General features: G+C 41.9%; 23 protein-coding genes and 5 pseudogenes. 18 read left to right on the top strand and 10 right to left on the bottom strand.

Annotation, left to right across the window (positions count from 1 at the left end; all coding sequences use genetic code 11):
* Positions 1–63: 63 nt before the first annotated feature.
* Positions 64–1,119, bottom strand: coding sequence for a Fe(3+) ABC transporter substrate-binding protein (locus ACE3JL_RS02900; RefSeq protein WP_375328803.1), 1,056 nt, complete (start codon positions 1,117–1,119; stop codon positions 64–66).
* Positions 1,120–1,564: 445 nt separating this feature from the next.
* Here ACE3JL_RS02900 and ACE3JL_RS02895 point away from each other — a divergent pair, with 445 nt between their 5' ends.
* Positions 1,565–1,933, top strand: coding sequence for a hypothetical protein (locus ACE3JL_RS02895; protein WP_375328802.1), 369 nt, complete (start codon positions 1,565–1,567; stop codon positions 1,931–1,933).
* Positions 1,934–1,935: 2 nt separating this feature from the next.
* Here the strand turns inward: ACE3JL_RS02895 and ACE3JL_RS02890 are convergent, their stop codons facing one another.
* The 4 genes from ACE3JL_RS02890 to ACE3JL_RS02875 all read right to left on the bottom strand — a co-directional run bounded on the left by ACE3JL_RS02890 (position 1,936) and on the right by ACE3JL_RS02875 (position 7,320).
* Positions 1,936–5,307 (bottom strand): CHAT domain-containing protein, encoded by a 3,372-nt coding sequence (locus tag ACE3JL_RS02890; protein WP_375328801.1) that lies wholly within the window; start codon positions 5,305–5,307, stop codon positions 1,936–1,938.
* Between the two features lie 798 nt (positions 5,308–6,105).
* Positions 6,106–6,639, bottom strand: a complete 534-nt coding sequence (locus tag ACE3JL_RS02885) for a transposase (RefSeq protein WP_069474445.1) — start codon at positions 6,637–6,639, stop codon at positions 6,106–6,108.
* Positions 6,640–6,908: 269 nt separating this feature from the next.
* Positions 6,909–7,121, bottom strand: a complete 213-nt coding sequence (locus ACE3JL_RS02880) for a type II toxin-antitoxin system HicA family toxin (RefSeq protein ID WP_287703366.1) — start codon at positions 7,119–7,121, stop codon at positions 6,909–6,911.
* Positions 7,114–7,320: a type II toxin-antitoxin system HicB family antitoxin gene (locus tag ACE3JL_RS02875; RefSeq protein WP_008203484.1), complete on the bottom strand. Its 207-nt coding sequence runs from the start codon at positions 7,318–7,320 to the stop codon at positions 7,114–7,116. The genes ACE3JL_RS02880 and ACE3JL_RS02875 overlap by 8 nt, the downstream gene beginning before the upstream one ends.
* Before the next feature lie 266 nt (positions 7,321–7,586).
* Between ACE3JL_RS02875 and ACE3JL_RS02870 the strand changes: the two genes are divergently transcribed.
* The 4 genes from ACE3JL_RS02870 (at position 7,587) to ACE3JL_RS02855 (ending at position 8,971) form a co-directional block, all read left to right on the top strand.
* Positions 7,587–7,820, top strand: a complete 234-nt coding sequence (locus ACE3JL_RS02870) for an antitoxin family protein (RefSeq protein ID WP_271988383.1) — start codon at positions 7,587–7,589, stop codon at positions 7,818–7,820.
* Positions 7,807–8,253 carry a PIN domain-containing protein gene (locus ACE3JL_RS02865; RefSeq protein ID WP_271988382.1) on the top strand — a complete coding sequence of 149 codons (447 nt, stop codon included), beginning with the start codon at positions 7,807–7,809 and terminating at the stop codon, positions 8,251–8,253. Before ACE3JL_RS02870 ends, ACE3JL_RS02865 begins: the two co-directional genes overlap by 14 nt.
* A 274-nt stretch (positions 8,254–8,527) precedes the next feature.
* Complete coding sequence (locus ACE3JL_RS02860; protein WP_271988381.1) at positions 8,528–8,773, top strand: DUF1902 domain-containing protein; 246 nt, start codon at positions 8,528–8,530, stop codon at positions 8,771–8,773.
* Positions 8,774–8,971 carry a type II toxin-antitoxin system HicA family toxin gene (locus ACE3JL_RS02855; protein ID WP_375328800.1) on the top strand — a complete coding sequence of 66 codons (198 nt, stop codon included), beginning with the start codon at positions 8,774–8,776 and terminating at the stop codon, positions 8,969–8,971.
* A 35-nt stretch (positions 8,972–9,006) separates the two neighbouring features.
* Here the strand turns inward: ACE3JL_RS02855 and ACE3JL_RS02850 are convergent, their stop codons facing one another.
* The gene (locus ACE3JL_RS02850) at positions 9,007–9,300 is read right to left on the bottom strand and encodes a DUF433 domain-containing protein (RefSeq protein ID WP_271956002.1); all 294 of its coding nucleotides are present in this window, start codon (positions 9,298–9,300) and stop codon (positions 9,007–9,009) included.
* Positions 9,301–10,086: 786 nt separating this feature from the next.
* Here ACE3JL_RS02850 and ACE3JL_RS02845 point away from each other — a divergent pair.
* The 4 genes and pseudogenes from ACE3JL_RS02845 to ACE3JL_RS02830 all read left to right on the top strand — a co-directional run.
* On the top strand, positions 10,087–10,755 hold the full coding sequence (locus tag ACE3JL_RS02845; protein WP_271989792.1) for a 1-acyl-sn-glycerol-3-phosphate acyltransferase: 669 nt from the start codon (positions 10,087–10,089) through the stop codon (positions 10,753–10,755).
* A gap of 169 nt (positions 10,756–10,924) precedes the next feature.
* Positions 10,925–12,625, top strand: coding sequence for a protein kinase (locus ACE3JL_RS02840; protein ID WP_375328799.1), 1,701 nt, complete (start codon positions 10,925–10,927; stop codon positions 12,623–12,625).
* A 295-nt stretch (positions 12,626–12,920) separates the two neighbouring features.
* Positions 12,921–13,625, top strand: a pseudogene (locus tag ACE3JL_RS02835) (transposase); the annotation flags it as partial.
* Between the two features lie 102 nt (positions 13,626–13,727).
* Positions 13,728–14,045: pseudogene (locus tag ACE3JL_RS02830) on the top strand (tail length tape measure protein); the annotation flags it as partial.
* A 74-nt stretch (positions 14,046–14,119) separates the two neighbouring features.
* On the opposite strand, the pseudogene ACE3JL_RS02825 reads toward ACE3JL_RS02830, so the two are convergent.
* Positions 14,120–14,329 (bottom strand): annotated as a pseudogene (locus tag ACE3JL_RS02825) (transposase); the annotation flags it as partial.
* 17 nt (positions 14,330–14,346) lie between these two features.
* Here ACE3JL_RS02825 and ACE3JL_RS02820 point away from each other — a divergent pair.
* The 4 genes and pseudogenes from ACE3JL_RS02820 to eno all read left to right on the top strand — a co-directional run bounded on the left by ACE3JL_RS02820 (position 14,347) and on the right by eno (position 19,157).
* Positions 14,347–14,538, top strand: a pseudogene (locus ACE3JL_RS02820) (hypothetical protein).
* 318 nt (positions 14,539–14,856) lie between these two features.
* A complete protein-coding gene (glgX, locus tag ACE3JL_RS02815; protein ID WP_271992710.1) occupies positions 14,857–16,935 on the top strand; it encodes a glycogen debranching protein GlgX in 2,079 nt (692 codons plus the stop codon).
* A 115-nt stretch (positions 16,936–17,050) separates the two neighbouring features.
* The gene (locus ACE3JL_RS02810; RefSeq protein ID WP_375328798.1) at positions 17,051–17,812 is read left to right on the top strand and encodes a DUF3887 domain-containing protein; all 762 of its coding nucleotides are present in this window, start codon (positions 17,051–17,053) and stop codon (positions 17,810–17,812) included.
* 46 nt (positions 17,813–17,858) lie between these two features.
* On the top strand, positions 17,859–19,157 hold the full coding sequence (eno, locus tag ACE3JL_RS02805) for a phosphopyruvate hydratase (RefSeq protein WP_375328797.1): 1,299 nt from the start codon (positions 17,859–17,861) through the stop codon (positions 19,155–19,157).
* A 206-nt stretch (positions 19,158–19,363) separates the two neighbouring features.
* On the opposite strand, the gene ACE3JL_RS02800 is transcribed toward eno, so the two are convergent.
* Positions 19,364–19,591 carry a hypothetical protein gene (locus tag ACE3JL_RS02800; RefSeq protein ID WP_375328796.1) on the bottom strand — a complete coding sequence of 76 codons (228 nt, stop codon included), beginning with the start codon at positions 19,589–19,591 and terminating at the stop codon, positions 19,364–19,366.
* A 295-nt stretch (positions 19,592–19,886) separates the two neighbouring features.
* On the opposite strand from ACE3JL_RS02800, the gene ACE3JL_RS02795 reads away from it, so the two are divergent.
* Together ACE3JL_RS02795 and ACE3JL_RS02790 are read left to right on the top strand one after the other, a co-directional pair.
* Positions 19,887–20,636, top strand: coding sequence for an SIMPL domain-containing protein (locus ACE3JL_RS02795; RefSeq protein WP_002745468.1), 750 nt, complete (start codon positions 19,887–19,889; stop codon positions 20,634–20,636).
* A gap of 236 nt (positions 20,637–20,872) precedes the next feature.
* Positions 20,873–21,145: pseudogene (locus ACE3JL_RS02790) on the top strand (transposase); the annotation flags it as partial.
* A 75-nt stretch (positions 21,146–21,220) separates the two neighbouring features.
* Here the strand turns inward: ACE3JL_RS02790 and ACE3JL_RS02785 are convergent.
* A complete protein-coding gene (locus ACE3JL_RS02785; RefSeq protein ID WP_002737568.1) occupies positions 21,221–21,610 on the bottom strand; it encodes an AbrB family transcriptional regulator in 390 nt (129 codons plus the stop codon).
* Between the two features lie 300 nt (positions 21,611–21,910).
* Between ACE3JL_RS02785 and ACE3JL_RS02780 the strand changes: the two genes are divergently transcribed.
* The 3 genes from ACE3JL_RS02780 to cbiB are packed head-to-tail and all read left to right on the top strand — an operon-like array spanning position 21,911 to position 23,758.
* Entirely contained in the window at positions 21,911–22,354 is a 444-nt protein-coding gene (locus ACE3JL_RS02780) for an RrF2 family transcriptional regulator (protein ID WP_271992705.1), read from the top strand.
* The gene (locus tag ACE3JL_RS02775; protein ID WP_271992704.1) at positions 22,302–22,775 is read left to right on the top strand and encodes a GFA family protein; all 474 of its coding nucleotides are present in this window, start codon (positions 22,302–22,304) and stop codon (positions 22,773–22,775) included. The genes ACE3JL_RS02780 and ACE3JL_RS02775 overlap by 53 nt, the downstream gene beginning before the upstream one ends.
* 2 nt (positions 22,776–22,777) lie before the next feature.
* Complete coding sequence (gene cbiB, locus ACE3JL_RS02770) at positions 22,778–23,758, top strand: adenosylcobinamide-phosphate synthase CbiB (RefSeq protein ID WP_271992703.1); 981 nt, start codon at positions 22,778–22,780, stop codon at positions 23,756–23,758.
* Here cbiB and ACE3JL_RS02765 read toward each other — a convergent pair.
* A complete protein-coding gene (locus ACE3JL_RS02765) occupies positions 23,699–23,977 on the bottom strand; it encodes a hypothetical protein (protein WP_375328795.1) in 279 nt (92 codons plus the stop codon). The two genes, cbiB and ACE3JL_RS02765, sit on opposite strands and share 60 nt — an antisense overlap.
* Positions 23,978–24,002: the final 25 nt, after the last annotated feature.

Here is a 24,002-nt window from a genome sequence, read left to right as displayed (position 1 = left end):
GTTGGGGGTTGGGGTTTTAGTTCAATTTCCCCACTTCCCCACTGATAACTGATAACTGATAACTTATTTCCAACCGGCGCGATTCATTACCTGTACTGCTTTGGCTAAATTAGGACCAAAATTAGCCACACTAACGGTATCTTCTTTTCCGCGTCCGAGTTTTGCTAGAACAGGGTCTAAAGCAATTCCTCGAACGACGGGATATTCTTGATTACCCTTAGCAAAAAAGTTCTGTGCTTCATTGCTAGAAAGATACTCTAAAAATTTAATCGCCGATTCCCGATTGGGGGCAGTTTTAATTAAACCACCACCGCTAATATTAACGTGAGCGCCGCGGCCTGTTTGGTCGGGGAAAATTACGCCTACTTGGTCATAAATTGCCCGTTTAGCGGGATCTTTTTCTTCGGCATACCCAGCTAAGTAATAGGTGTTAGCTAGGGCTAAATCGGCAATTCCTGCGGCTACAGCTTCGATTTGTGCCTTATCATTACCCTGGGGTGGACGAGCAAAATTAGCCACTAATCCCCGACACCATTTTTCTGCGGCTGCTTCTCCTTGGATGTCGATTAACCACGCGGTAAAAGATTGACTATAGATGTTACTAGATGACCGAGTGACGACTTTTCCTTTCCATTTGGGATTGGTTAAATCTGCATAGGAATCGATTTCTCTGGGGTTAACTCTGTCTTTGTTATACATAATTACCCGCAAGCGTTTACTAAACCCGAACCAGTGACCTTTGGGGTGACGCAAATTAGCGGGAATTCTTTGGGTGAGAATGGGGGAATTGACCGGGGCAAAAATTCCCTGTTGGTCGGCCCGCCATAATCTCCCGGCATCTACCGTCAGGAGTATATCAGCCGGACTATTGCGGCCTTCGCTTTTGATCCGTTCGATTAATGGGTCCGCTTCCCCTTCCACGAGGTTAATTTTTATTCCCGTTTGTCGGGTGAAGTTGTCATACAATCGTCGGTCGGTGTTGTAGTGACGGGAGGAATAGAGGTTTAATTGTTTAGTTTGGGCGGAAACTTCGTTTATTTTCCCTAATTGACCCACTGCTAACGCTAAGGTGGCTGTTCCTGCGCCTAGAAAGACTCTACGAGTTATTTTATCGTTCATTGCTCGATTCTTGGTAAAGTTGTCTTTTCCTATTGTACAGCTATTGAGAATAATTCTTATCTGTGCGAAAAATTATTTGTCGGGCTAGGGCGGTAGATGGGGCAAAATCAAGGCAAAATCAGGGGGTTTTGCTTTGATGGGGCTAATAAATCCTCGAATCTATCGCTAGTTAAGTTCAATAAGTCCAAAATGTCACCCTAAGCTCGATCGAGGGTATTGTGGAATGAGAGCATCTCAAAAGCTATTGACAATTAGCCAATTTTGTGATCAGTTTATTTCTGGGTAAGCAACCCACATAAAGTTCATTTTGTCAAGGATTGTTAAGATGCTCTTAACATGGGTCAGAGAAGAGAAATTGACCACTTAACACTGTCTATTAAAAACTATCGATAGATGGCAAAATAGAAACTATACAATTAGTATTGTCTGTAAATAAGAACAACCGATGGATATTGAATCAACTAAAGTTACTCCCGAAGAAATTGCCCAGTTTCGCGCTGAATTGGCAGATAATCCAAGTGCGATCGCTGCTTTGGATGCGATTGAAGAATGCGAAGGTTATCTTGAGGATGCTGTACCTTTACTGCTAATGCGAGAAACTGGTACAGAACCAGATAGATCTATTGGCGATTTACTCAAAAAATGTCGCCAATTTATCTGTCAAGAAGAAGTTAGAGAAGGCTTACAATCGGGTATGATTGCACCTTTTATAGAACCGATTTCTGTGAGTGCTGGTATTCCTGTTGGTGTAGCGACAGCTATCGGTATTTGTGCTTTTAAGTTGGGTATGAAAAAGGTTTGTGCTAATTCTTAAACTTAAATCCCTGTAGCGATAAAACCTGCCCAGTAATAAGGACTTATAAAAGGATGTGGTTTGCGCTGTTTTATTTGTTTCAATGATTGTTCATATCGTAGGCGTTTTCCTGGTCGCAGTTGGGCAAGATGTTTGTCTATTTGTGGCTGATATTGCTCCAGAAATTTGTCCAATTCCTCAATAGTTAAATTCTGTAACCAGTTTTGAGCTTGTTTTAAAGCAACTGGTACAGAAACTTGCTGATTCTCATCAAATAAAATCTCATATAATTTAATCATCAAGAAGGAGGTTGACAGGTCATCAACTGTCCATAAACTACTAACAACGCTGGGACTTCCTGCAAACAGAAAACCACTGGGTAAACCGATATATTCATCGCTGATAGAGTTTAAATCAATTAAGCCAGTTTCGCAAGCGGAAAGGGTGATAAGGCGGCATTTATTCAAGCGCAGTTCAAAGATTTCGCCTAATGTTAGGGGTTCTTTATTGGCTAATAATAAGGCGGATTCAAGGGGATTAGCTGGGTTAAAGCTTCCATGACAGGAGAAATGATAACAGTGGTTATCTGAGGATTTGAGATGGGGAAGAACAGCGTTTTTAGTGGCGTTATCTTGGGCGATAACTTGAGGTTCAGTAAAGAAAGTTGAGAGGATATTAACTTCTAAGTCAGTGTAAAATAAGTCTTTGGTGGGGTTTTGAATGGCGAAAAGTTTATTAAAGTCGGAATGGTGAAAAGTTTGGGTGATTTTTTGCAAGATTTGACAACTAGGGGCATATTGTACATCATACTTATCCTGTAAAATTTGGTTTTTGTTAATCGGGAAAGCGTGAATAGGGAGAATATGCAGAAACCAATGGGGAATAATAATTAAGCGTTGACAAGTATCGGGAATCAGGGCAAGAATATCATTAATATGCAGAATATCAGCAAAAGTCTGTAGGAGGTTAGACAGTTGATTTCTCCATTCTTGTTTGCGATTTTCGGAGTAGTAAAGCTGTAGATAATTGTTGATTGTATCAAATAATTGATTTTTATCATTTTCGGAAGATTGCCAAACTTTAACCTCTCCCTCAGCAGACACGACAAAAGCGAGTATTTTCTCTCCTGTAATGTACCATTGCAGGAGACAAGTTTCGGCATCAGTTAAAGCTTGAATCTCTGAAAATGCGATCGGCTCAACTTTTTGAGTGAGGCTAAAGAGAGGATCTTTAATTTCTCTTGCAATAAAATTATCTAAGTCTTGTTGATATTCTTTAAGATAACTGTAATCTTGAACGTAGGGAGTTAGGTTATCACGACCCATTAGCTTCTGGTTAATGCTTTGATGGTGTAAGCGAATTTGTTCATTAACCACTCTTTGCTTTAATTCATTTAATTGGGCGATAATTTCTTGACTAACGCCTTGGGGGTGTAGGTTTTTCTGGGTGATTAATTCCACCAGATTACGCCCTTTACTGCGTTCGATATATTCTAATGCCTTCTCAGGCTGATTGAAATTAAGATATGCTTGCACAATGCGATGGAAAACCTCAATGGCATGAGAGAGGGTTTGTTCACGACTGCGGGGGTTAAGTGCCTCTAAGCGAGCATTTTCGACGGCTTCAATGGCGATATGATAGGCTTCTGTGGCAGGTTGCCATTGTTCTTCATTATAGTATAAGTTAGCTAAATTACTAGCAACCATTAAACAACTGAACAAATTATTTTCGTTTGTCCAAATTTTTAAGGCATCGGTAAAAAGTGTGATTGCTTTTTTTAAATTCTCAGCTTTGTTGCCTACCTTTCTTTGGCAGTAAGCGTTACCGAGACTATTTCGTGTTTCTGCCCACAAAAGTGGTGAATTTTCAAAAGTTCTGACTTTTAGGGCATTTGTATAGGCTTCAATGGATTTTTCGATGTTTTCAGCTTTATCACCTTTAATTCTCTGACGGTAAGTATTCCCGAGATTATGTTGCGTATCTGCCCAATATTCAGGAAATTGTTCAAAAGTTCTGATTTTGAGTGAGCTTTCATAAACTTCGAGAGCTTTTTCTAGATTTTCAGCTTTATCACCTCGGATTCTTTCATAGTAAGCAATTCCCAAATTATTTTGTATGATTGCCCATGATTCAGAATCAGTATCAAACGTAATAACCTGTTCAGCTACTGCATAAGTATTGATTGCTTTTTCAATATTATCATCTTTATCTCCCAGTATCCTGTAAGAATAAGCAAGAGCGAGATTACTCTGTGTCATTGCCCATTGTTTGGGAAATGCGTCAAAAGTCCTCACTTTCAAAGCTTCTTGGTAGTAGGCGATCGCTTGTTCTAAATTTTCCACCTTATTGCCTTTTATTCTTTCGGTATAAGTTGCACCCAAAAGATTTTGTATGTATGCCCATTTTTCGGGGAAACTATCAAAAGTATAAACTTTGAGAACTTCTTTGTAAGTAGCGATCGCTCTTTCTAAATTCTCAGCTTTCTCTCCTCTGATTCTGTCACTATAAGCTAAGGCGAGATTATTCTGTATCTCTGCCCATTGTTTGGGAAATGCGTCAAAAGTATAAACCTTTAAGACTTCGGTATAGGTAGCGATTGCCTTATCTAAATTATCGGCTTTATCCCCCATAATCCTTTCACGATAAACATTAGCCAGATTATTTTGGGTCGCTGCCCAGTTTTGTGGAAAAGCATCAAAGGTTCTAATCCTCAATGCTTCATTATACAAAGAGATCGCTATTTCTAAATTCTCAGCTTTGTCTCCTTTTATTCTGTTACGATAGGCAATCCCAAGATTGTTTTGTGTCAGTGCTCGATCAATAGGATCATTATCAATTGTTAAGACAACCTCATTACCAGCTATGGCAATTTCTTGATTCATAGAAATATCACCATGAGGAAACTCTTGAATAAGACGACTAAAGTTAACAATCGACGCTGTAATAGTTCTAGCTGTTTCCGAGTCAGCAGATGGCAATAATATATTTCTTACAAAATTATCTAGAACAGCTATTAGGTTTTCATCTAGTTTATCTAAATTTTTTTCAAAAAAAGGATAAATGATTTTGATATTTATATCTGGATCGTTAGTAAGCAATTGCAATACCTCTCCAAAAAATGTTAGATAATCTTGATCGGTATTTACCTTTTCTGTTGTTTCATCCGACCATATCTCTAAATCTTCCGCTAACTGTTGCGCTATATATATCAGCCATCGTGCCTCATTTTCCCTTCCTGCATTCCCGTATTGTTGCGCTACGGCTACCATTACCTGTACCAACCCCTCATCCAGCAATTCCTGATTTTCCTGCATAATGCGAGGTTCATCGCCATCATTGCAGGATAATAGCTGATTAATCAGGTTAAGGTAGGCTTGGGCGCGTTGTTCATTCATGGCGTGGCGGATGGGGAATTGATGGGTAGGGGCGAAGCATTCGGATAGAAAATCTAGGGTTTCAGCGATAGGTTATTGTCCGAATGCTTCGCCCGTACAGGGATTGAATGGGGAGATTATCAGAATTGTATCACAGGGATAATAGGCGAAGGTTATTGCCCGGGGTAGGGGCGAAGCATTCGGATATAAAATCTAGGGTTTCAGTGATAGATTAGGCACGAATGCTTCGCCCGTACAGGGATTTAATGGGGAGATTATCAGAATTCTATCATCGGCATAATAGGCTAAGGTTATTGTCTGGGGTAGGGGCGAAGCATTCGGATAAAAAATCTAGGATTTTAGCGATAAGTTATTGTCCGAATGCTTCGCCCGTACAGGGATTTAATGGGGAGATTATCGTAATTCTATCATCGGCATAATAGGCTAAGGTTATTGTCTGGGGTAGGGGCGAAGCATTTGGATAGAAAATCTAGGGTTTCAGCGATATGTTATTGCCCGAATGCTTCGCCCGTACAGGGATTTAATGGGGAGATTATCAGAATTGTATCACAGGTATGATAGGCTAAGGTTAGTGATAGATTATGCACGAATGCTTCGCCCGTACAGGGATTTAATGAAGAGATTATCAAAATTGTATCACAGGGATAATAGGCGAAGGTTATTAGTTTATTGCCCGGGGTAGGGGCGAAGCATTCGGATAGAAAATCTAGGGTTTCAGTGATAAGTTATTGTCCGAATGCTTCGCCTCTACAGGTTATTTACCTCTACAGGTTATTTGTCCCCACAGGTTATTTGCCCCTACATTGGTTTGAATTTATTAAGATTGTTTTCGTCTTGTTCCCAATTTCGCGGATTATCAAGAATGTATTGCCGGATTTTTTGATAAGAATTTTCATTGCGAATGATATGTTCATAATAATTGCGCTGCCAAATTTTCAGGCGATCGCCACATAAACGATTAATTTTACGACTAGAAATTGATTTGAAATTCTGCACAATAGCCCCCAAAGATTCCGGCATTGTACCGTGAGTATATTGAGAATCGTATTCGGTCTTTTCCAGATCATAATTTTGTATTACTATAATTCCATGAATATGATTGGGCATGACAATAAAAGCATCTAGTTCAATAAATTTAAAATTTAGAGGCAGTCTATACCATACTGCTTCAACAGTATCACCAAGTAAATTCTGCTCCATATTTCCTTCAACAATTTCACCAAATAAATACTGCTTTTGATAAGAACAAATTGTTATATAATAAGCTCCATTAAGCCTATAATCATAGCCTTTTAAACGAATAGATTGTCGATGTTTTTGGGGTTCATTCATGGCGTGGTAGATGGTGGCGGTTAATTCAGTTATCTTTAGCGATAGGTTATTGTTCGGGGGTAGGGGCGAAGCATTCGGGCAATAACTTATCGCTGAAACCCTAGATTTTCTATCCGAATGCTTCGCCCCTACAGGGATTTAATGGGGAGATTATCAAAATTGTATCACAGGGATAATATCCAAAAAAAATCCTAGTCAATCAAATAATCAAAAAAAATCATAATTTAGACAGGATTGGGTGCGTTGTTCGTTCATGGGTTGAGATTGTTTTATAAAAGTTTTTTAAATTCTTCAATAGTTAATCCCGAACCTTTAATAATTGTTCCCATTGTATAGGCATTAATTGGATTCGTCCTTGAAATAGTGAGAATATTTTCTCCATCAGTCATCATAATATGTTTTCCCTGTCGAACAATCTGAAATCCTGCTTTTTCAAATGCTTTAATTGCTCGTTGATGATTAATTCCAGGAAGACTAGGCATGATTTAATTCAACTTCTACATAATAAGATTCGATCCCTTGATTTAATTCTGCAGCAACTTCTAAATAAGACTGAATTGCATCTTGAATATTATTGAGTGCTTCTTCTTTAGTTATCCCTTGAGAAGCACAGCCAGGTAAACTAGGACACCAAACAGCATATCCCTCTTCTGATTGCTTGAGATTGACTTGATATTGCATATTTTTAAGATCATCCCGTCCTTAATAAAAATTTGGGCAAAACTATTATTAGTATAACATCACCTAAGCATTGCGCTACGGCTACCATTACCTCACCCAACCACCGATCCAACAATTCCTGATTTTTCTGCAAAATTCGGGGTTTATCGCCATCATTGCAGGATGATAGCCAAGAAAAATTATAGTCAATCAAACAATCAAAAAAATCATAATTTAGACATGATCATCGGTTAAAATAATAGTAATTTAGAATTAAGGATTGAGTTATGCCGCAACAAAACTGTGAAGCCGTCTTTGAAAATGGCGTTTTACGTCCTCTTGGTAATCTCCAACTCAATGAAGGACAGTGCGTTAAACTCATTATAAAATCGAATTCAATTTCCCAGCTTACTTCCCAAAAATGGTCAGAAACGGGTATAATCGCCCAGTTAACAGCAAATCCGATTAAAATTGAAGACTTCCATCCTCTTACCAGAGAAGAAGCGAATGAACGCTGGTAAATCTCAACCCTTCTTTATTGATTCTAATATTTGGCTGTATCGCTTCATTGTTAATTGTAGCGATACTAATGCCATCCCTAAGCAACAAATAGCTACAAATATTACGAATCAAGGAAACTTGATAATTAGTACACAAGTTGTTAATGAGGTTTGCTCCAATTTAATCCGCAAAGCAGGGTTTAATAATTTACAGATCCAAAATCTACTTGAAGAATTGACCCAAGGGTGTGAAATCTTACCTGTCTTCCTCGAAACCCTTGAGTATGCCGTGAAATTACGAGATCGCTATTTAATTTCATTTTGGGATAGCCTGATTGTTGCTAGTGCAGTTTTAGGCGATGCAACTATTCTCTACTCAGAAGATATGCAAGATGGTTTAATTATCAATAATAGCTTACAGGTTATCAATCCCTTTAAAGATTTAAACTCTTAAAAAGATCATTGACGAGAACTATAGCGTTTGTTATAAAAATGAAATGTAAACTAATCTCGAAAAACTGCTTTTTTAGCTTCTTCTAAATCGTCATCACTGATCACAACATCTTTCCATAAACCTTTAATTTGAGTCTTATTGCGAGAACCTTCAAAGCGATTCATCAGCAATCATCAAGAGTTGGGGATTGGTGGTAAGATTGTCAGAAAGGCGATCGCACTGTATAATCTTGATTAATATATAAGCTAATTCTACTCACTTGAACTAAATCATCATGAATCAAAAACCGTACCAAGTAGAAGCATTTTGGGATCGAGAAGCGCAAGTGTGGGTAGCAGAGAGTGAAGATATTCCGGGATTAGTCACCGAAGCTGATACCATCGAAGCTTTAACAGCTAAATTACGACAGATGATTCCAGAATTATTACAACTCAATCATCTAATTACTATTGAACCTCAAGCATCGATAATTTTTGAACTCATTAGTCATCGTCAAGAATCAATTGAGTGCGTTGTTTAGATGGCTACTTCTTTAACACCTGCATTAAAAAAAATGCTCTCAGCAGCCGGATGTTATTTTGAACGTCAAAGGAAAGGAGATCATGAAATTTGGTATAGTCCTCTGACAGAAAGAAGATTTGTAGTTGATAATACTATTAAATCACGCCATACTGCTAATGCAGTTTTGAAACAAGCCGGATTATCTAAATCCTTTTGAACGCTGTAGAATCCTCATCCATATATAAGCTAATTCTACTCATAAGAAGTAGAATAATGTAATGCTTCAAGGCGATCTGCTTCGGCGGCTTCGGCTATAATTTCTGCTTCTATTGTTTCTTTGTTAGTATGATAGTAAGTCAAAGCGGCATAAACTTGTGCCAAAGAAAGATGAGGGATTTCATCGGCAATTTCTTCAGGACTATATCCTAATTTATACCAGATCACTATTCTTCGTACAGTAACAGCAGTTCCCGCGATAATAGGACAACCCCCGTGAATTTTGGGATCGCTTTTTATGAAAGTGCCAATATTGATCTCTGTTAACATAACTTTCTCTAATTCAGTTTCAACTAATTAAACTACATAGGATTCTATGCTTTTATCACCATTCTAGCATAGCCTAAGCATTGGTCGGGGTAGGGGATTGAATGGGGAGATTATCAGAATTGTATCTCAGGGATGATAGCCGAAAAAAATCTTAGTTAATCAAACAATCAAAAAAAATCATAGTTTAGACGGTATTGGATGCGTTGTTCATTCATAGCGTGGTAGATGGTGGCGGTTAATTCAGTTATAGGCGATTCATCGGCAATCATCAAGAGTTGGGGATTGATGGTAAGATTGCCAGAAAAGCGATCGCACTGTATAATCTTGATTGATAGATAAGCTAATTCTACTCACTTGAACGAAATCATCATCAATCAACAATCGTACCAAGTAGAAGCATTTTGGGACTGAGAGGATGTTTGGAAAGTACCCCCCGATAGCTGAAAACCTCATTCTCTTGTCACCTCTAACCCTTTTCAAACATCCTCTAAGCAAAATTAATACTAAATCCGTTGAGTATAGGTAACATATCAGGATAGGCACTCATGCAAGAGGCAAAAGTGGGAATAAATAATCAGTTTTTAATAACTGGATTTAGTATAACTACACATATTGCTAATCCTTTTGCCGCTCTCAACCCTAGATAAGTAATTATGCCAGTTAAGAAAGCGGCACGCTTAACCTTTCCCTAACCCATAAATTGCTATATATTTCAATTGTGTGAGGAGTGAGAAGAAAGCAAAGTCCTTGGGGTCGAAACACGGCAAGACTCCCAAGGGCTTTTCCATGTCTAGGGAACAATTGTCAGTCATGAACCAGCCTCAAGAGCGAGAACCTTTTGCCAGTTTAGTTTTATATCATCTTTTTAAATGGTCGATCGTTAGCCCAACCCTACACGGCTATTTTCGTGGTCGCGTTTACGGGGTGGAAAATGTCCCCCGTCATCATCCTCTGATTATCGTCTGCAATCACGCCAGTTACTTCGATCCACCCCTATTATCCTGTGCCGTGCGTCGTCCCGTAGCTTATATGGCTAAAGAGGAATTATTTACCATCCCGATTTTAAAACAGGCAATCGCTCTTTACGGGGCCTATCCCGTCAAACGCGGGAGTGGTGATCGCGGGGCAATTCGGGCGGCGATGGGAGCATTAGCAGCGGGCTGGGCAGTGGGATTGTTTCTGGAGGGGACGCGCACCGAGGACGGATTGATCCATCAACCAAAACTAGGTGCGGCGATGATTGCCGCTAAAGCAGGAGTTCCCCTGTTACCCGTCAGTTTGTGGGGGACGGAAAAGATTTTTCAAAAAGGTTCTTCTGTTCCCCATAGTATCCCCTTGACTATTCGCATCGGGGAAGTGCTGCCGCCACCAATTTCTAACAAAAGAGAAGCTTTACAGGAAGTTACCGATCGCTGTGCCGAAATTATTAACGGATTACACGCTCTCGGACGCTAAATCAACCTTTGAAACAAGTTTTATTCTTAACCCACATTCTGCACCCTCAACTGTCACATTGGCTTGCGTTTGAGATTTTGCGTTTTAGCTTACTTATGATAAAATACCTTCAAAGACAGGTAAGGGAAAACTTGCAATTATTCACCCGATAAAATAACTGATAGCTGAGATGAAACCCCGTTACTGCATTAATCCCGATTGTTCTGAACCGGAGCATCCGAGTAATAATAACTCGAATACTCTTTACTGTCAAAGTTGCGGCTCTGAGTTGTTGTTAAATGGTAAATATAGAGTAAGTCGGTTATTGAGTGATAAGACTGGTTTTGGCATTGTTTATAAGGCTTTTGAAGATTTTACCGCTAAAATCCTCAAGGTATTACAAGAAAAATGGAATAATGAACCGAAAGCAGTGGAATTATTTAAACGAGAATATGACGTTTTATTAGAGTTAAGTCGTCAAAATGTCACCGGTGTTCCTCAAGCGGATGCTTATTTTCAATATTCCACAAGGGAGGGGAAAATATTACACTGTTTAGTCATAGAAAAAGTGGAGGGTATTGATTTAGAACATTGGCTTAAGCAGTATGATAGGTTAAGTCAAAAACTAGCCTTAAAATGGCTGAGAGAAATTACTTTAATTCTCGATAAAATTCATCAACAGAATTGGCTACATCGAGATATTAAACCTCCTAATATTATGATGCGAAATAGTGAGGAGTTGGTGTTAATTGATTTTGGGACAGCAAGGGAAGAAACCCAAACCTATCATCAAAAGGTCAAAGGCCAACAGCTAACAGGTATTACCTCAGCCGGATATACACCCAATGAACAAAAACATGGCCAAGCAGTGATTCAATCAGATTTTTATGCTTTAGGACGAACTTTTGTGCATTTATTAACCGGAAAACATCCTTTAGAAATTTATGATCCGATTAATGATGTTTTAGCTTGGCGAGAAGGAACGGAAAATATTCACCCGTTATTGTTGGATTTTATTGACGAGTTAATGGGAAAATTGCCCGAGAATAGACCAGCTAATACTAGGGTTATTTTACAGCGTTTGGATGAGATTGAACGGCAGTTAAAGTTAACTCCTACACCAGCACCAAATCCGCAGCCTGTTGTAACTAAAAAACAATCGCCAGTTATTCCTAAGATTAATCCTTCTCCGCCAGTTTCACCCGTAGCTGTAGCCAAAAAAACACCAGCACAATCGGTTAAAAATAATAATCTGAGAAATCGAATGATAGCTATTGGTGGCATTTTGTTATTAGGAATAGGAATAACGCAAGTTTACGGTTATTTTAAATATAAGCAGTTTCCCGCCAGTCTTCAATTATTGATCTCTAATTTTCCTAGTGGTAATTTTATCGAGAAAACCCTTACTGGTCATTCTGACTCGGTTTTATCAGTAGCATATAGTCCCGATGGCCGCTATTTAGCTAGTGGGAGTGGTGACAATACTATCAAAATTTGGGAGGTAGCAACGGGAAAAGAATTGCATACCCTTGCTGGCCATTCTAGCGGGGTTTACTCAGTAGTATATAGTCCCGATGGTCGCTATTTAGCTAGTGGGGGTGGTGACAATACTATCAAAATTTGGGAGGTAGCAACGGGAAAAGCATTGCGTACCCTTACTGGTCATTCTAGCAGGAGTTTGTCAGTGGCATATAGTCCCGATAGTCGCTATTTAGCTAGTGCGAGTATTGACAATACTATCAAAATTTGGGAGGTAGCAACGGGAAAAGAATTGCGTACCCTTACTGGTCATTTTAGCGGGTTTTGGTCAGTGGGATATAGTCCTGATGGCCGCCATTTGGCTAGTGGGAGTGGTGACAAAACTATCAAAATTTGGCGAGTGGGACAGTAAAGTTGTGTTTGGGGTGAATGAGCGACACCTGCGAGAAACCCAACTGCACCGATGTCTTTAAAAATGTTGGGTTTTGGCTCAAATTTTTGAATCGAGCAGTTTTCTCCCAAGTATTTTATCTCCCCGTCTTTAATCGTTTTGTTATAACTGAACTTCCCCCATACATATATACCATAATAGACGAAAACCCTTATCCATCAATGGATGCACCCCCTTAACCCTTCTTGATGTACCCATGTAATTTGTAATATTTCTTAATGGACAAGAATTCTCTCTATTTGCTAAAATGATAGCCATGTATATAGAAAAAGTTCCTAACCGTAATTCCCCCCCCCCGCTGTTCTTCTTCGGGAGTCCTACCGAGAAGGAGATCAAGTCAAAAAAAGAACCCTGGCCAATCTCTCAAAATTACCCGGTGATATTATCGACAATCTAAAACTGGCTCTTAAAGGAGCAACACTGTCCATGAATGAAGGCATTCCCAATCATTTTGAAGTGATTAGAAGTCTTCCTCATAGTCATGTAATGGCTATTTTAGAGACGATTAAAAAATTAGGTTTAGATAAAATAATCAGTGAAAAATCCTCACGAATCAGAAACTTAGTCGTGGCAATGATTGTGGCAAGAATCATCAATCCTAAATCGAAACTAGCCACAGCGAGAGGGTTTAATAGCGAAACTTGCAGTCAGAGTTTAGGACAATTGTTAGACTTAGAGAAAGCTGATGAAGACGAATTATATAACGCCTTAGATTGGTTATTAGAAAAACAAGAGAAAATTGAGAAGCACCTAGCACTTAAAGATGGTGTGTATGTGTTAAGAACTTCTCTGGAGTCAACCTTGATGGATGCAGCGACGACGGTTAAAGCTTATAAAAGTTTGTCTCAAGTGGAGGAGGCATTTCGCTGTTATAAGTCAATTGATTTAAAGGTACGTCCTATCTATCATTATAAGGGTGATAGAGTCAAGGCTCATATCTTTTTATGTATGTTGGCTGATTAAGTACCTAAGCAAAATTAATTACACATATCTAACCCCCTCTTGCCTTTTGCCTCTTGCCTTTTGCCTATCTTTACTAGGAAATTAATTTTGCACGACTACTTATGTGGAATGGCATTTAAAACAGTCCTTGGCTCCTTTGTTATTTGAGGATGAAGAAATTGATGATGGTTCTCTGAATGTGATTAAAGCGAGTCGCAGTGAATCCGCTCAGTCTAAAGAGAGAAAAAAACGGAATCAAGAGAACTTTCCTGTGCATAGCTTTCGGACTTTGTTGGAAGACTTGGGGACGATTTGCTTGAATACAGTGGAATGTAGGATTAGGGAGGGAAGTTATCGTTTTTCTAAGATAACTCGACCGACCCAACTGCAACAAAAAGCGTTAGATTTATTGGGAGTTTCTCTGATTTGTACCCAGTAACGGGGCGCTGGAAATTTTCTTAATCCTTTCTACAGCACAGGTTATGGCTTTTTGTCAACGGGGAAGTCCAGCTATAACTCGTGCATCTTTTTCAAATTTGTCAAAGTTTCTTTGATAGCTTCTAGTTTGATTTTTTGGGTTTCCGTTAAATCTTTTTCATTTTTTAACAAGCTATATTTACTTCGCTTTAAAACTTCTAGCTTCGCTTCTTTTTCCGCTTTCTGTTTTTTATTTTTCTGCGCTTCTACCGCTCTTTTTTCTGCTCTTCTCTGTTCGTCTAACTGGCTCTTTGGTTTGTGTTATGCAATGGACGGGGGATTATAAGGGATGGAACCCTTATATAGAAAGGCATTTGGCGATTTTTGTCAATCGCTTTTGATCTAGAGCGAACTAATCAATTAAGTCTCTTGCCAGATAAAGATTTAGTCAATTTATCCCCCCTATCGAACCATACCAAGTAACGAAGAACCGGAGAAGCGTTGCTAGACTTTAATATTCAATCTGACTTAATCAATTGGCTTAATCAAGCATAAAATATTCAGGAAATGCCATTTAAAACTCCTTTAATTGTTTCCTTGAAATATCGGAAAATTGAGAACTTTATTGAATAGGGCAAGGTCTTAGAAATTAACTACACCATCTCCAGGAAAATCTGGCTTTGCTGATTTGAATTCTGAATCTTCTTGGGTGAGATTTTTAAAACCTAGACCAAAACTAACTTTTCGATAGGACACACATTTGGCATTTATAGCTTGATTCAAAAACGCCGAATAAGCTTATACTACTCCTAATCACTTCTCATCTCTTGACAATGACCTTAAAAACTGATCACGGTAAAAGCCATCCCGTCGGGGCAACTGTCTTGGCCGATGGTGTCAACTTCTCACTATTTTCTAAGTATGCCACTGCCATAGAATTATTATTATTTGATGATGCCAATTCTCCGCAACCTAGTCAAATTATTCGTCTCAATCCCCAAGAAAATCGCACTTTTTTCTATTGGCATATTTTCGTTCGCGGGATTGGAGCCGGTCAAGTGTATGCTTATCGAGTCTATGGTCCGGATAATCCGGCCCAAGGTCATCGCTTCGATCCTGATAAAGTAGTTCTCGATCCCTATGCAAAAGCGATTGTCGGTGCGGAAATTTATGATCGACAAGCTGCCAGCGAAAAAGGCGATAATTGTCATCAAGCTTTGCGGGGTCTGGTAGTGGATACGGGCCGCTACGATTGGGAAGATGACAAACCGCTACGCACTCCCTACTCTGCCAGTTTTATCTACGAAATGCACGTCGGTGGCTTTACTCGTAACCCGAATTCCGGCGTTAGCGAGGAAAAAAGGGGTACTTTTGCGGGATTAATCGAAAAAGTACCCTATTTGAAAAACCTAGGCATTACTGCCGTGGAATTGTTACCGATTCATTACTTTGATCCCGCTTCGGCCATGCCGGGGTTAACTAACTATTGGGGTTATAGCACGATCGGCTTTTTTGCGCCCCATGCCGGTTACAGTAGCGATCGCTCACCGTTCGGTCCTTTGAATGAATTTCGAGATCTGGTGAAAGCTTTACACAAAGCGGGGATCGAAGTGATTCTCGATGTGGTTTTCAACCATACCGCCGAGGGGGACGAAATCGGGCCGACTCTTTCCTTTAAAGGTATCGATAATCGCACCTACTACATCCTCGACCCTGAAGATAAAAGCCTTTATAGCAACTATACCGGCTGTGGTAATACCCTCAAGGGCAGTCATCCGATTGTGGGCAAAATGATTCTCGATTGTTTGCGCTATTGGGTGTCAGAAATGCACGTGGATGGTTTTCGCTTTGATCTAGCGGCCGTATTATCGCGCAATGTGGACGGGGAACCGATCCTGCAAAAAGGTTATAACATGATCTGGGCGATCGAATCGGATCCAGTCTTAGCCGGGACAAAATTAATCGCTGAAGCCTGGGATGCGGCAGGATTGTATAGTGTCGGTCAATTTGTCGAATTTGCCGATTGGTTTTCCGAGTGGAATGGGCCTTTTCGCGATGATGTGCGCGCTTTTGTCCGGGGAGATACCAGCATAGTCACGAAATTAGCGGCGCGGATTTTAGGAAGCCCCGACATATACCACAGACCTGACACCGATGTCAATAGAAGTATAAATTTTGTTACCTGTCACGATGGCTTTACCCTCAACGATCTAGTGTCCTACAACGAGAAACACAACGAGGCTAACGGCGAGGAGAATCGGGACGGTTGCAACGATAATTTTAGCTGGAATTGTGGCATGGAAGGGGAAACCAATAACGAGGCGATTAAAACCCTGCGACTGCAACAAATAAAAAATCTCTTAACGATCCTGTTCATTTCCCAAGGAACACCTATGCTGTTGATGGGGGACGAAGTGCGACGCACCCAAAAGGGCAACAATAACGCCTATTGTCAGGATAACCAGTTAAGTTGGTTCGATTGGAGTGCAGTAGAGCAAGAGTTCGATCTTTGGTGTTTCGTAAGGAGACTGATCGATTTTAATAAAAAATTAGCTCTTTTCCGTCAAGAAAAATTGCTAGAAGTCACCTATACCAGTCTTGAACCCCATCTCAGTTGGCATGGTGTACAGTTGAGTAAACCCGATTGGTCGGAAGATTCCCGCAGTTTAGCTTTTTCCCTGCGTCATCCCAAGGCAAACGAGTATTTACACATTATGCTCAACGCTTACTGGGAATCTCTCAACTTCCAGTTACCACCCTTGGGACAAGGGGAAAAATGGCATTGCGTCATCGATACTGCTGGGCAATTGTCCGAGGCAGCCTGTGATTTGGATGCCGCAGCTGCTATTGAATCGGAAAATTATCGGGTGCAGGCGCGTTCGGCGGTAGTTTTAATCGTTAAACCAGTATAACAAGAGGAGAGATATTGCCCGATCGAGCGATCTTGAATGCTTTAACTAATGAACAATGGCATCAATTCAATCGTCAAGTCGAAAAACGTTATTTATTTGCGGAGCAATAGCTGAAATGATGCGGCTTTCATTAGCGAAACGGGTATCGATTCTCTCTTTGTGTTTAATTGGTTTTTCCCTACCTTGGACTCCGTTCAGCGTTTCACCAGTACAGGCGAACCCAGAACCGAATGCGATCGCTCTTGGTGATCCCGTTCGGGAAGAAAAGCAAGCTCGACAGTTAGTAGAATGGTTGGGAGCTAAACAATACGACAAGGTGATTGCCGCTTTGTCACCCCAACTAAAACCCCTCTGGACTCCCGAAAAACTACAAAAGGTCTGGGAAAGCCAAGTCACTGACCATACTGGACCATTTAAGCGTATTGTCAAAAGCAAGGTACTCGATGCTATCAATGCCAATCTGGTGATTGTCACCGTTGAATTTGAGAAAGTTACCGACGATGTGATAGTTACCTTTAACCGGTCTGGTCAGATAGTTGCCGCCGATTTTCCCGAATTTCGCAGTATTTCTGAGATTGGCACCGCTTTTGTCACGGCCTTGGCCAATAAAGACTACGGCCTGGCCCGAGGTTTTTTACATCCTCTCCTGAAAGCTGAAGTTTTCCCCACCAGAGTGCAAGGCACTTGGGAGAATTTACTTAAGCGTACCGGCCCCGTGCGTCGGATCGTGGGAACTCAGGTCAGAAAAGGTTCGGGTGCGGACGGTGTGGATCTGGTGTTGGTGACAATTCAATTTGAAAAATTGACGGATACTTTAATCCTCGTTTTTGATGATCAAAAGCAGATTGTCAACGTGGATTTCCCTTTAGGCAATTAGTAATCAGCCGAAATTACCCCGTAAATTGAGTTGGAGACGATAAGTTATGTTAGATAAAATTGAAGTTCCCATCGAAGCGATCGCAGCTAGGGAGATTCTAGATTCCCGCGGCCGTCCCACGATCGAAGCAGAAGTGCTGTTAGAATCGGGGGCGTTCGGTTTGGCCCAGGTTCCCAGTGGTGCTTCTACGGGTAGTTTTGAGGCCCACGAATTACGCGATGATGATCCCCAGCGTTACGGTGGTAAGGGTGTCCTAAAAGCAGTTCGCAATGTCCACGAAAAAATCGTCCCGGTTTTGGAGGGGATGAATGCTTTCGACCAAGCTAGTATCGATTTAGCTATGATCGATCTCGATGGCACGGCCAATAAACGAGAATTAGGGGCCAATGCTATCCTAGCCGTCTCTCTGGCTACGGCCAAAGCAGCGGCGGCGGATCTGGGATTGCCTCTCTATCGTTATCTCGGCGGTCCGATGGCCAATGTGCTACCCGTCCCGATGATGAACGTGATTAATGGTGGTTCTCACGCTGACAATAACGTCGATTTTCAGGAGTTTATGATCTTCCCCATCGGGGCCGATTCTTTTAAGGAAGGTTTGCGTTGGGGGGCGGAAGTATTCGCCGCTTTGGGTAAGGCCTTGCACGAACGCAAATTACTGACCGGTGTGGGCGATGAGGGCGGTTATGCTCCTAATTTGGCTTCAAATCAGGAAGCTTTGGATATTTTGATTGAATCGATCGAACGTGCTGGTTATAAACCGGGGTCGGAGGTGGCTTTGGCTATGGATGTGGCCGCCAGTGAATTCTATCGGGATGGTCAATACATCTACGATGGTTCGGCCCATTCTCCCGCCGAAATGGTGGATTTTTTGGCCAGTTTAGTCGATCACTATCCGATTGTTTCTATTGAAGACGGTTTACACGAGGAGGATTGGGATAACTGGAAATTATTGACCGATAAACTGGGGGCGCGGATTCAGTTGGTGGGCGATGATTTGATGGTGACTAATCCCATCCGTCTGCAAAAAGCGATCGATCTGGGTATTGCTAACTCGATCCTGATTAAACTCAATCAGATCGGTTCTTTGACGGAAACCCTACAAACAATCGCCCTAGCTACCCGTCACGGTTATCGTTCTGTAATTAGTCATCGCTCCGGAGAAACGGAAGACACCACGATCGCAGATCTAGCCGTGGCCACTAATGCTGGACAGATTAAAACCGGTTCTCTCAGTCGCAGTGAACGGGTGGCTAAGTATAATCGCTTATTACGCATCGAAGAGGAATTGGGCGATCGGGCGGTGTACGCGCCGAAAGTCGGTTTGGGTCCAAAATTCTTGGCCTAAAATTTGCAAAAAGTCTTGCAGTGATCGAAAAAGGGTGTTATACTAAAGGTACTGATAACTGATAACTGGTCACTGACTATTGTGGTACTTCGCTGAAACCTTTTTCGGCGAAGTATTTATTTGTGGCCTTTTTTTTGCACCAAGCTATGATTTTTGGATCAAAGGTGTTATAGTAAAGGTACTGATAACTGATAACTGGTCACTGACTATTGTGGTACTTCGCTGGAACCTTTTTCGGCGAAGTATTTATTTAGGGTTTGCTGAAAAAGTTTGTTGGTGGGGTTAGGAGTCAGGAGATAGGAGATAGGAGATAGGAGACAGGTTTTGGGGATTGGGGTTTTGGGGTTTTGGGGTTTTAGTTCAATTTCCCCACTTCCCCCCGCAACGGCTCGACTGAGCGTCGCCGAACGTCGCGCACGAAGTGGTCTCCCCAATTCATAATTCCCACTCCCCCCACACCCTACACCCCACACCCCACACCCTGCCCCCAGGAAAAACTTTTTGCCGCAAACCCTATTTAACCCCAGTTCGGGTTAAACAGAGGGGGATAAAGCCGATTCCATGCTCAAGCTGAACTTATCGGGCGTTATCGCTGTCAGCGCTAGGGAGTTTTTGGGGAAGGGAAAGCATCCCGTCAGATGGCGACCTCCATTGATTTTTGTAAATAATAATTTCAAGGCACTCGCTACTAGCATAGGATGGAAACGTCAGATTTCTAGGATGGGGATGATGAAAGACAGTTCTATATTTCGACGTTTCCCACAGGTGTTCGCTGGTTTATCGGTGCTATCGATCGCTCTCGTCTTGAGTTCGTGGATAGCGGCACGCTCGTTCTTGGCGGTGAAACGGGCGAGCGATGTTTTTGTCGTCACTGGTTCGGCCAAAAGGGCGATTACATCCGATTATCTTCTCTGGCGTTTATCGGTTTCCAGTCAACAACCTACCGCCCAGGATGCCTACCGCGATCTGATCCGGCAAACCGAGCGGATACGAGCTTATCTCAAAGAAAAACAAGTTCCCGAGGACGCAATCACCACCAACGCGATCGAGACGATGGCGATTCCCGAAGTAACAGCTAACGGCCAGGAAACTGGGCAAATTCTCGCCTATCGTCTCACCCAACGCTTCGAGATCCGAGCGAGCGATGTGGCCCGTTACACGGAACTTTCTAGGCAGGTAACGGAATTGATTGAGGAGGGAATTAACCTCGTCTCTGAACCTCCCCAATATCTTTACACCCAACTGGATAAGCTGCGGGTGGAAATGGTGGCGGCAGCGACCAAAGATGCGAGAGCGAGGGCTGAGGCGATCGCTAGTAGTACCGGCAGTCGGGTGGGAAGGGTGCGCGATGCGAAAACGGGAGTTTTTCAGATCACCTCGCGCAATTCCACTGACGTGAGCGATTCGGGAATTTACGACACTTCCTCGATCGACAAAGATATTACCGCAGTGGTTTCGGTAACTTTCGGGATCGAGTGAATTAAGGTCTTTACCTAGGGGTGCATCTGATTTTTGTCAATCTACCCAGTGGGGATTTTTCCGGGGAAACTATCTTCTAAAATTCGCGCTTAATGGCGATTTTTTCCTCAATCCCGCTGCAGATTAGCTTTTGCAGTGGGATGCTTAGATGCGGTTGTCCATACATTCGTACTAACTTAAGGATGACTGATCATTGTTGATTGTCGTTATTTCTGCACATCTGAGATGCTCCCAGAAAGTCCGGACAAGCTAAGAGAAGATTTAGTTTTAATCTGGTCATGACAAAACTACCTGAAACTTCAGGAACTGTCCTTGCTATTATCTTTTTGGTTGTCAATCTTTCCCAACTGCTTCGGCAGTTTTTTTGGGCTTTTTTTGTCTTTCTGGCTTTTTTTGCGAACAAACGAACTAAGATAGTCCCAGTCTTTAATAAAAATTATGCTTAAAGTTATTTTACCTAAGTAAAACTTATCAATTGGGCGACAAATCAGTGGCATTTAATAGCATGATTTCTGGAGCGACTTTTTCAGCAGACCCTATTTCATAGCAAGGAGAGAGTTAAACGGCTCTCTCCTTAATTATGGCTATTCGTCGTCGTCGCTGGCGCCAACTTGCTTGAGATGAATATGTTTTCTCCCCAAAGTAATTTCAAATTCATCTCCCGGTTTGAGTCCCATTTTTTTGGTGTAGGCCGAACCGATCAGAAGATTATTATTAGATTGGACACTGATCCGGTAGCTGGCCGAGCGCCCACCTCGTCCATGACCATTGGCACTGCTATCTAAGTCAATTCCCTCAGCATCGATTAAAGCATTGAGAAATTTCATCATATTAACGCGTTCGATACCATTTTTTGTCATGGTATAGTAGCCGCATTCCCGGGCTTTTTCCTCTTTGCTGAGGTTGCCTAGCTGTTTAACTTTCTCAATTAGTTCGAGGCCAGTCAGGGGTTCTGGATTAGTAGTTGTGTTCATTTAAGTTTGCAGTAGATAAGTAAAGGTTAGGGTCATCAAGGCTAGTCGAGGAGAATTGCTCCCCCTGACCAGAAACAATCGGGTTACGATTGATCTCTACACTTATCTTACACGGTATAAACTAAAAATTATCACTTGCTTGAGGAAATTGATTGTAATTGATTACACTCTATCTCTCGATCGAAATCTTAACAGAATTCATCAATGTTGATCGAGATGCTGAGGGAAAGGAGGTTAGCCTTTCTGTCATCAATGAGGGCAGGGGGTAGGATAGAGATAAAGAGGTAAAAATGAGGGATAATGAAGCTGACAACTAGGGGTCACTATAGTGTTAAAGCCTTGCTGGATCTTAGTTTACAACCGAGGGGAACTCCCGTATCGGTAAAATCGGTCGCCCTGCGTCAAGATATCCCGGCTGCTTATCTAGAGAAATTGCTGATAGAAATGCGACGAGCAGGTTTAGTTCGTTCCTTTCGGGGAGCGCAAGGGGGTTATCAATTGGCCAGACCAGCAAATCGTATCTCGTTGGGGCAAATTTTGGAGGCAGTGGGAGAGACGATCGAGCCATTATCAGGTTATCATCCCAGGGACGAACAGGCAGAAGATTGGGTGACATTTACTATCTGGAAACACCTCCACGAGAAATTAAAAGAGGCCCTGGGGAAGATTACCTTAGCGGATTTATACTACGATGCCCGTAGCTGGATCGCCGCTAGGGGAGAGGAAACCAGCTTTATTGTTTAGTAGTTTAGAAGTTATGACAGCAACAACTCAAGCAAAGATTTATGGGGGAGGTTGTCACTGTGGAGCGATCCGTTTTCAAGTGGCGATCGAGCATGATCAAGCTCTAGACTGTAATTGTTCGATTTGTCAGAAAAAAGGTTTTCTGCATCTGATTGTTCCTTCAGCACAATTTACCCTCCTAAGCGGTGAAGATTTTTTAAGTACCTATACATTTAATACCCACACAGCCCAACATTATTTTTGTCGTGTTTGTGGTATTCATCCTTTCTATCGTCCCCGCTCCCATCCTGAAGCTATAGATATAAACCTGCGCTGTTTGGATGGCAATGTCTTGGAAGATTTTCAGATCCAGTTCTTTGATGGAGCTAACTGGGAAGACAATATTGAGAAAATTCGGGATATCGATGGGAAAAGGGAGTAATTGTGAAGGAAGCGGCAACGGCGATCATTTTAGTATTAGGGGCGGTTTTAGATTATCTAATCGGCGATCCTTGGGGATGGATTCATCCAGTGCAGGTGATGGGGGCGATTATTGCTGTTGCCACAAAAGTCATCCTTAATTGGACGCAGGAAAAAATTCGCCAACGTTTAGCGGGCATAATTCTGGGACTAGGTTTAATTATCTTGGCTGGGGTCTTAACTTGGCTAGGAATCCAATGGTTAGATCAGGTCAATTTGCTGCTGAGTTACCTAGTACAAGTGATTCTCTTGGCTAGTTGTTTAGCCGGTAGAAGTTTACGCCTGGCTGCCGAAACAGTCATCGCAGCTTTACAAGCGGAAAATATCACCTTAGCTCGTTGCCAACTAAGTTTATACGTTGGTCGCGACACAGATAATCTCGGCCAAGAAGAAATCCTTCGCGCCCTATTAGAAACTGTCAGTGAAAATGGTGTGGATGGAGTTACTGCGCCGCTTTTTTATGCCCTTCTCGGTGCTTTTCTGGGGGTGGGATCGGTTCCCCTCGCTTGCGCTTATAAAGCCGCTAGTACCCTCGATTCGATGATTGGCTATCGTCGGCCGCCCTACACCCATATTGGCTGGTTTAGTGCTAAAAGCGAGGATATTTTGACATGGCTACCCTGTCGTTTAACGGTCTTAACTCTCGCCCTAATTTCAGGCCGGCCAAGGCAGGTTTTAAGCATTTGCTGGCGCGATGCCCGTCGGGATCCTAGTCCTAATTCCGGTTGGAGTGAATGCGTCTATGGGGCGATTTTGGGGGTGCAATTGGGGGGGAAAAATCAATATCGGGGCCAGATTGTGGAAAAACCTTTATTGGGGGATAACCTCCACCCGATTACCGTCAAAACCGTCGAACAGGCTTTGAATTTAACTCGTACTTGTGTATTACTTTGGTTGGCGATCGCTGTTAGCTGCTTGATTGCTAGAGATTTTGCTCAATTGTAGCGACCACAGACGACGGCGTTGACGAGGTTGACGCTGCCAGTAACGGATAATCAGGGAGAAGGTCAAGAATAGGGATTGCAGTATCTGTATCTGTCCGCAGAGACGTTGATAGTTTTGTCGGAGATAATAGGTTTTCGCCCCAGCGATGATAATATATTCTGGAGCGGGGTAAAAAATGTGGTGTAAACGTCGTTCCATCCGATTGAAAATTCTGGTCACTCGCCCCAAAATCCGCCGCAATTGC

The organism is Microcystis sp. BLCC-F210 (assembly GCF_042134685.1).
Taxonomy (GTDB): Bacteria; Cyanobacteriota; Cyanobacteriia; order Cyanobacteriales; family Microcystaceae; genus Microcystis; species Microcystis aeruginosa_D.
The sequence above is the reverse complement of the archived record's forward strand: the minus strand, read 5'-3'. Positions and strand labels throughout refer to the sequence as shown.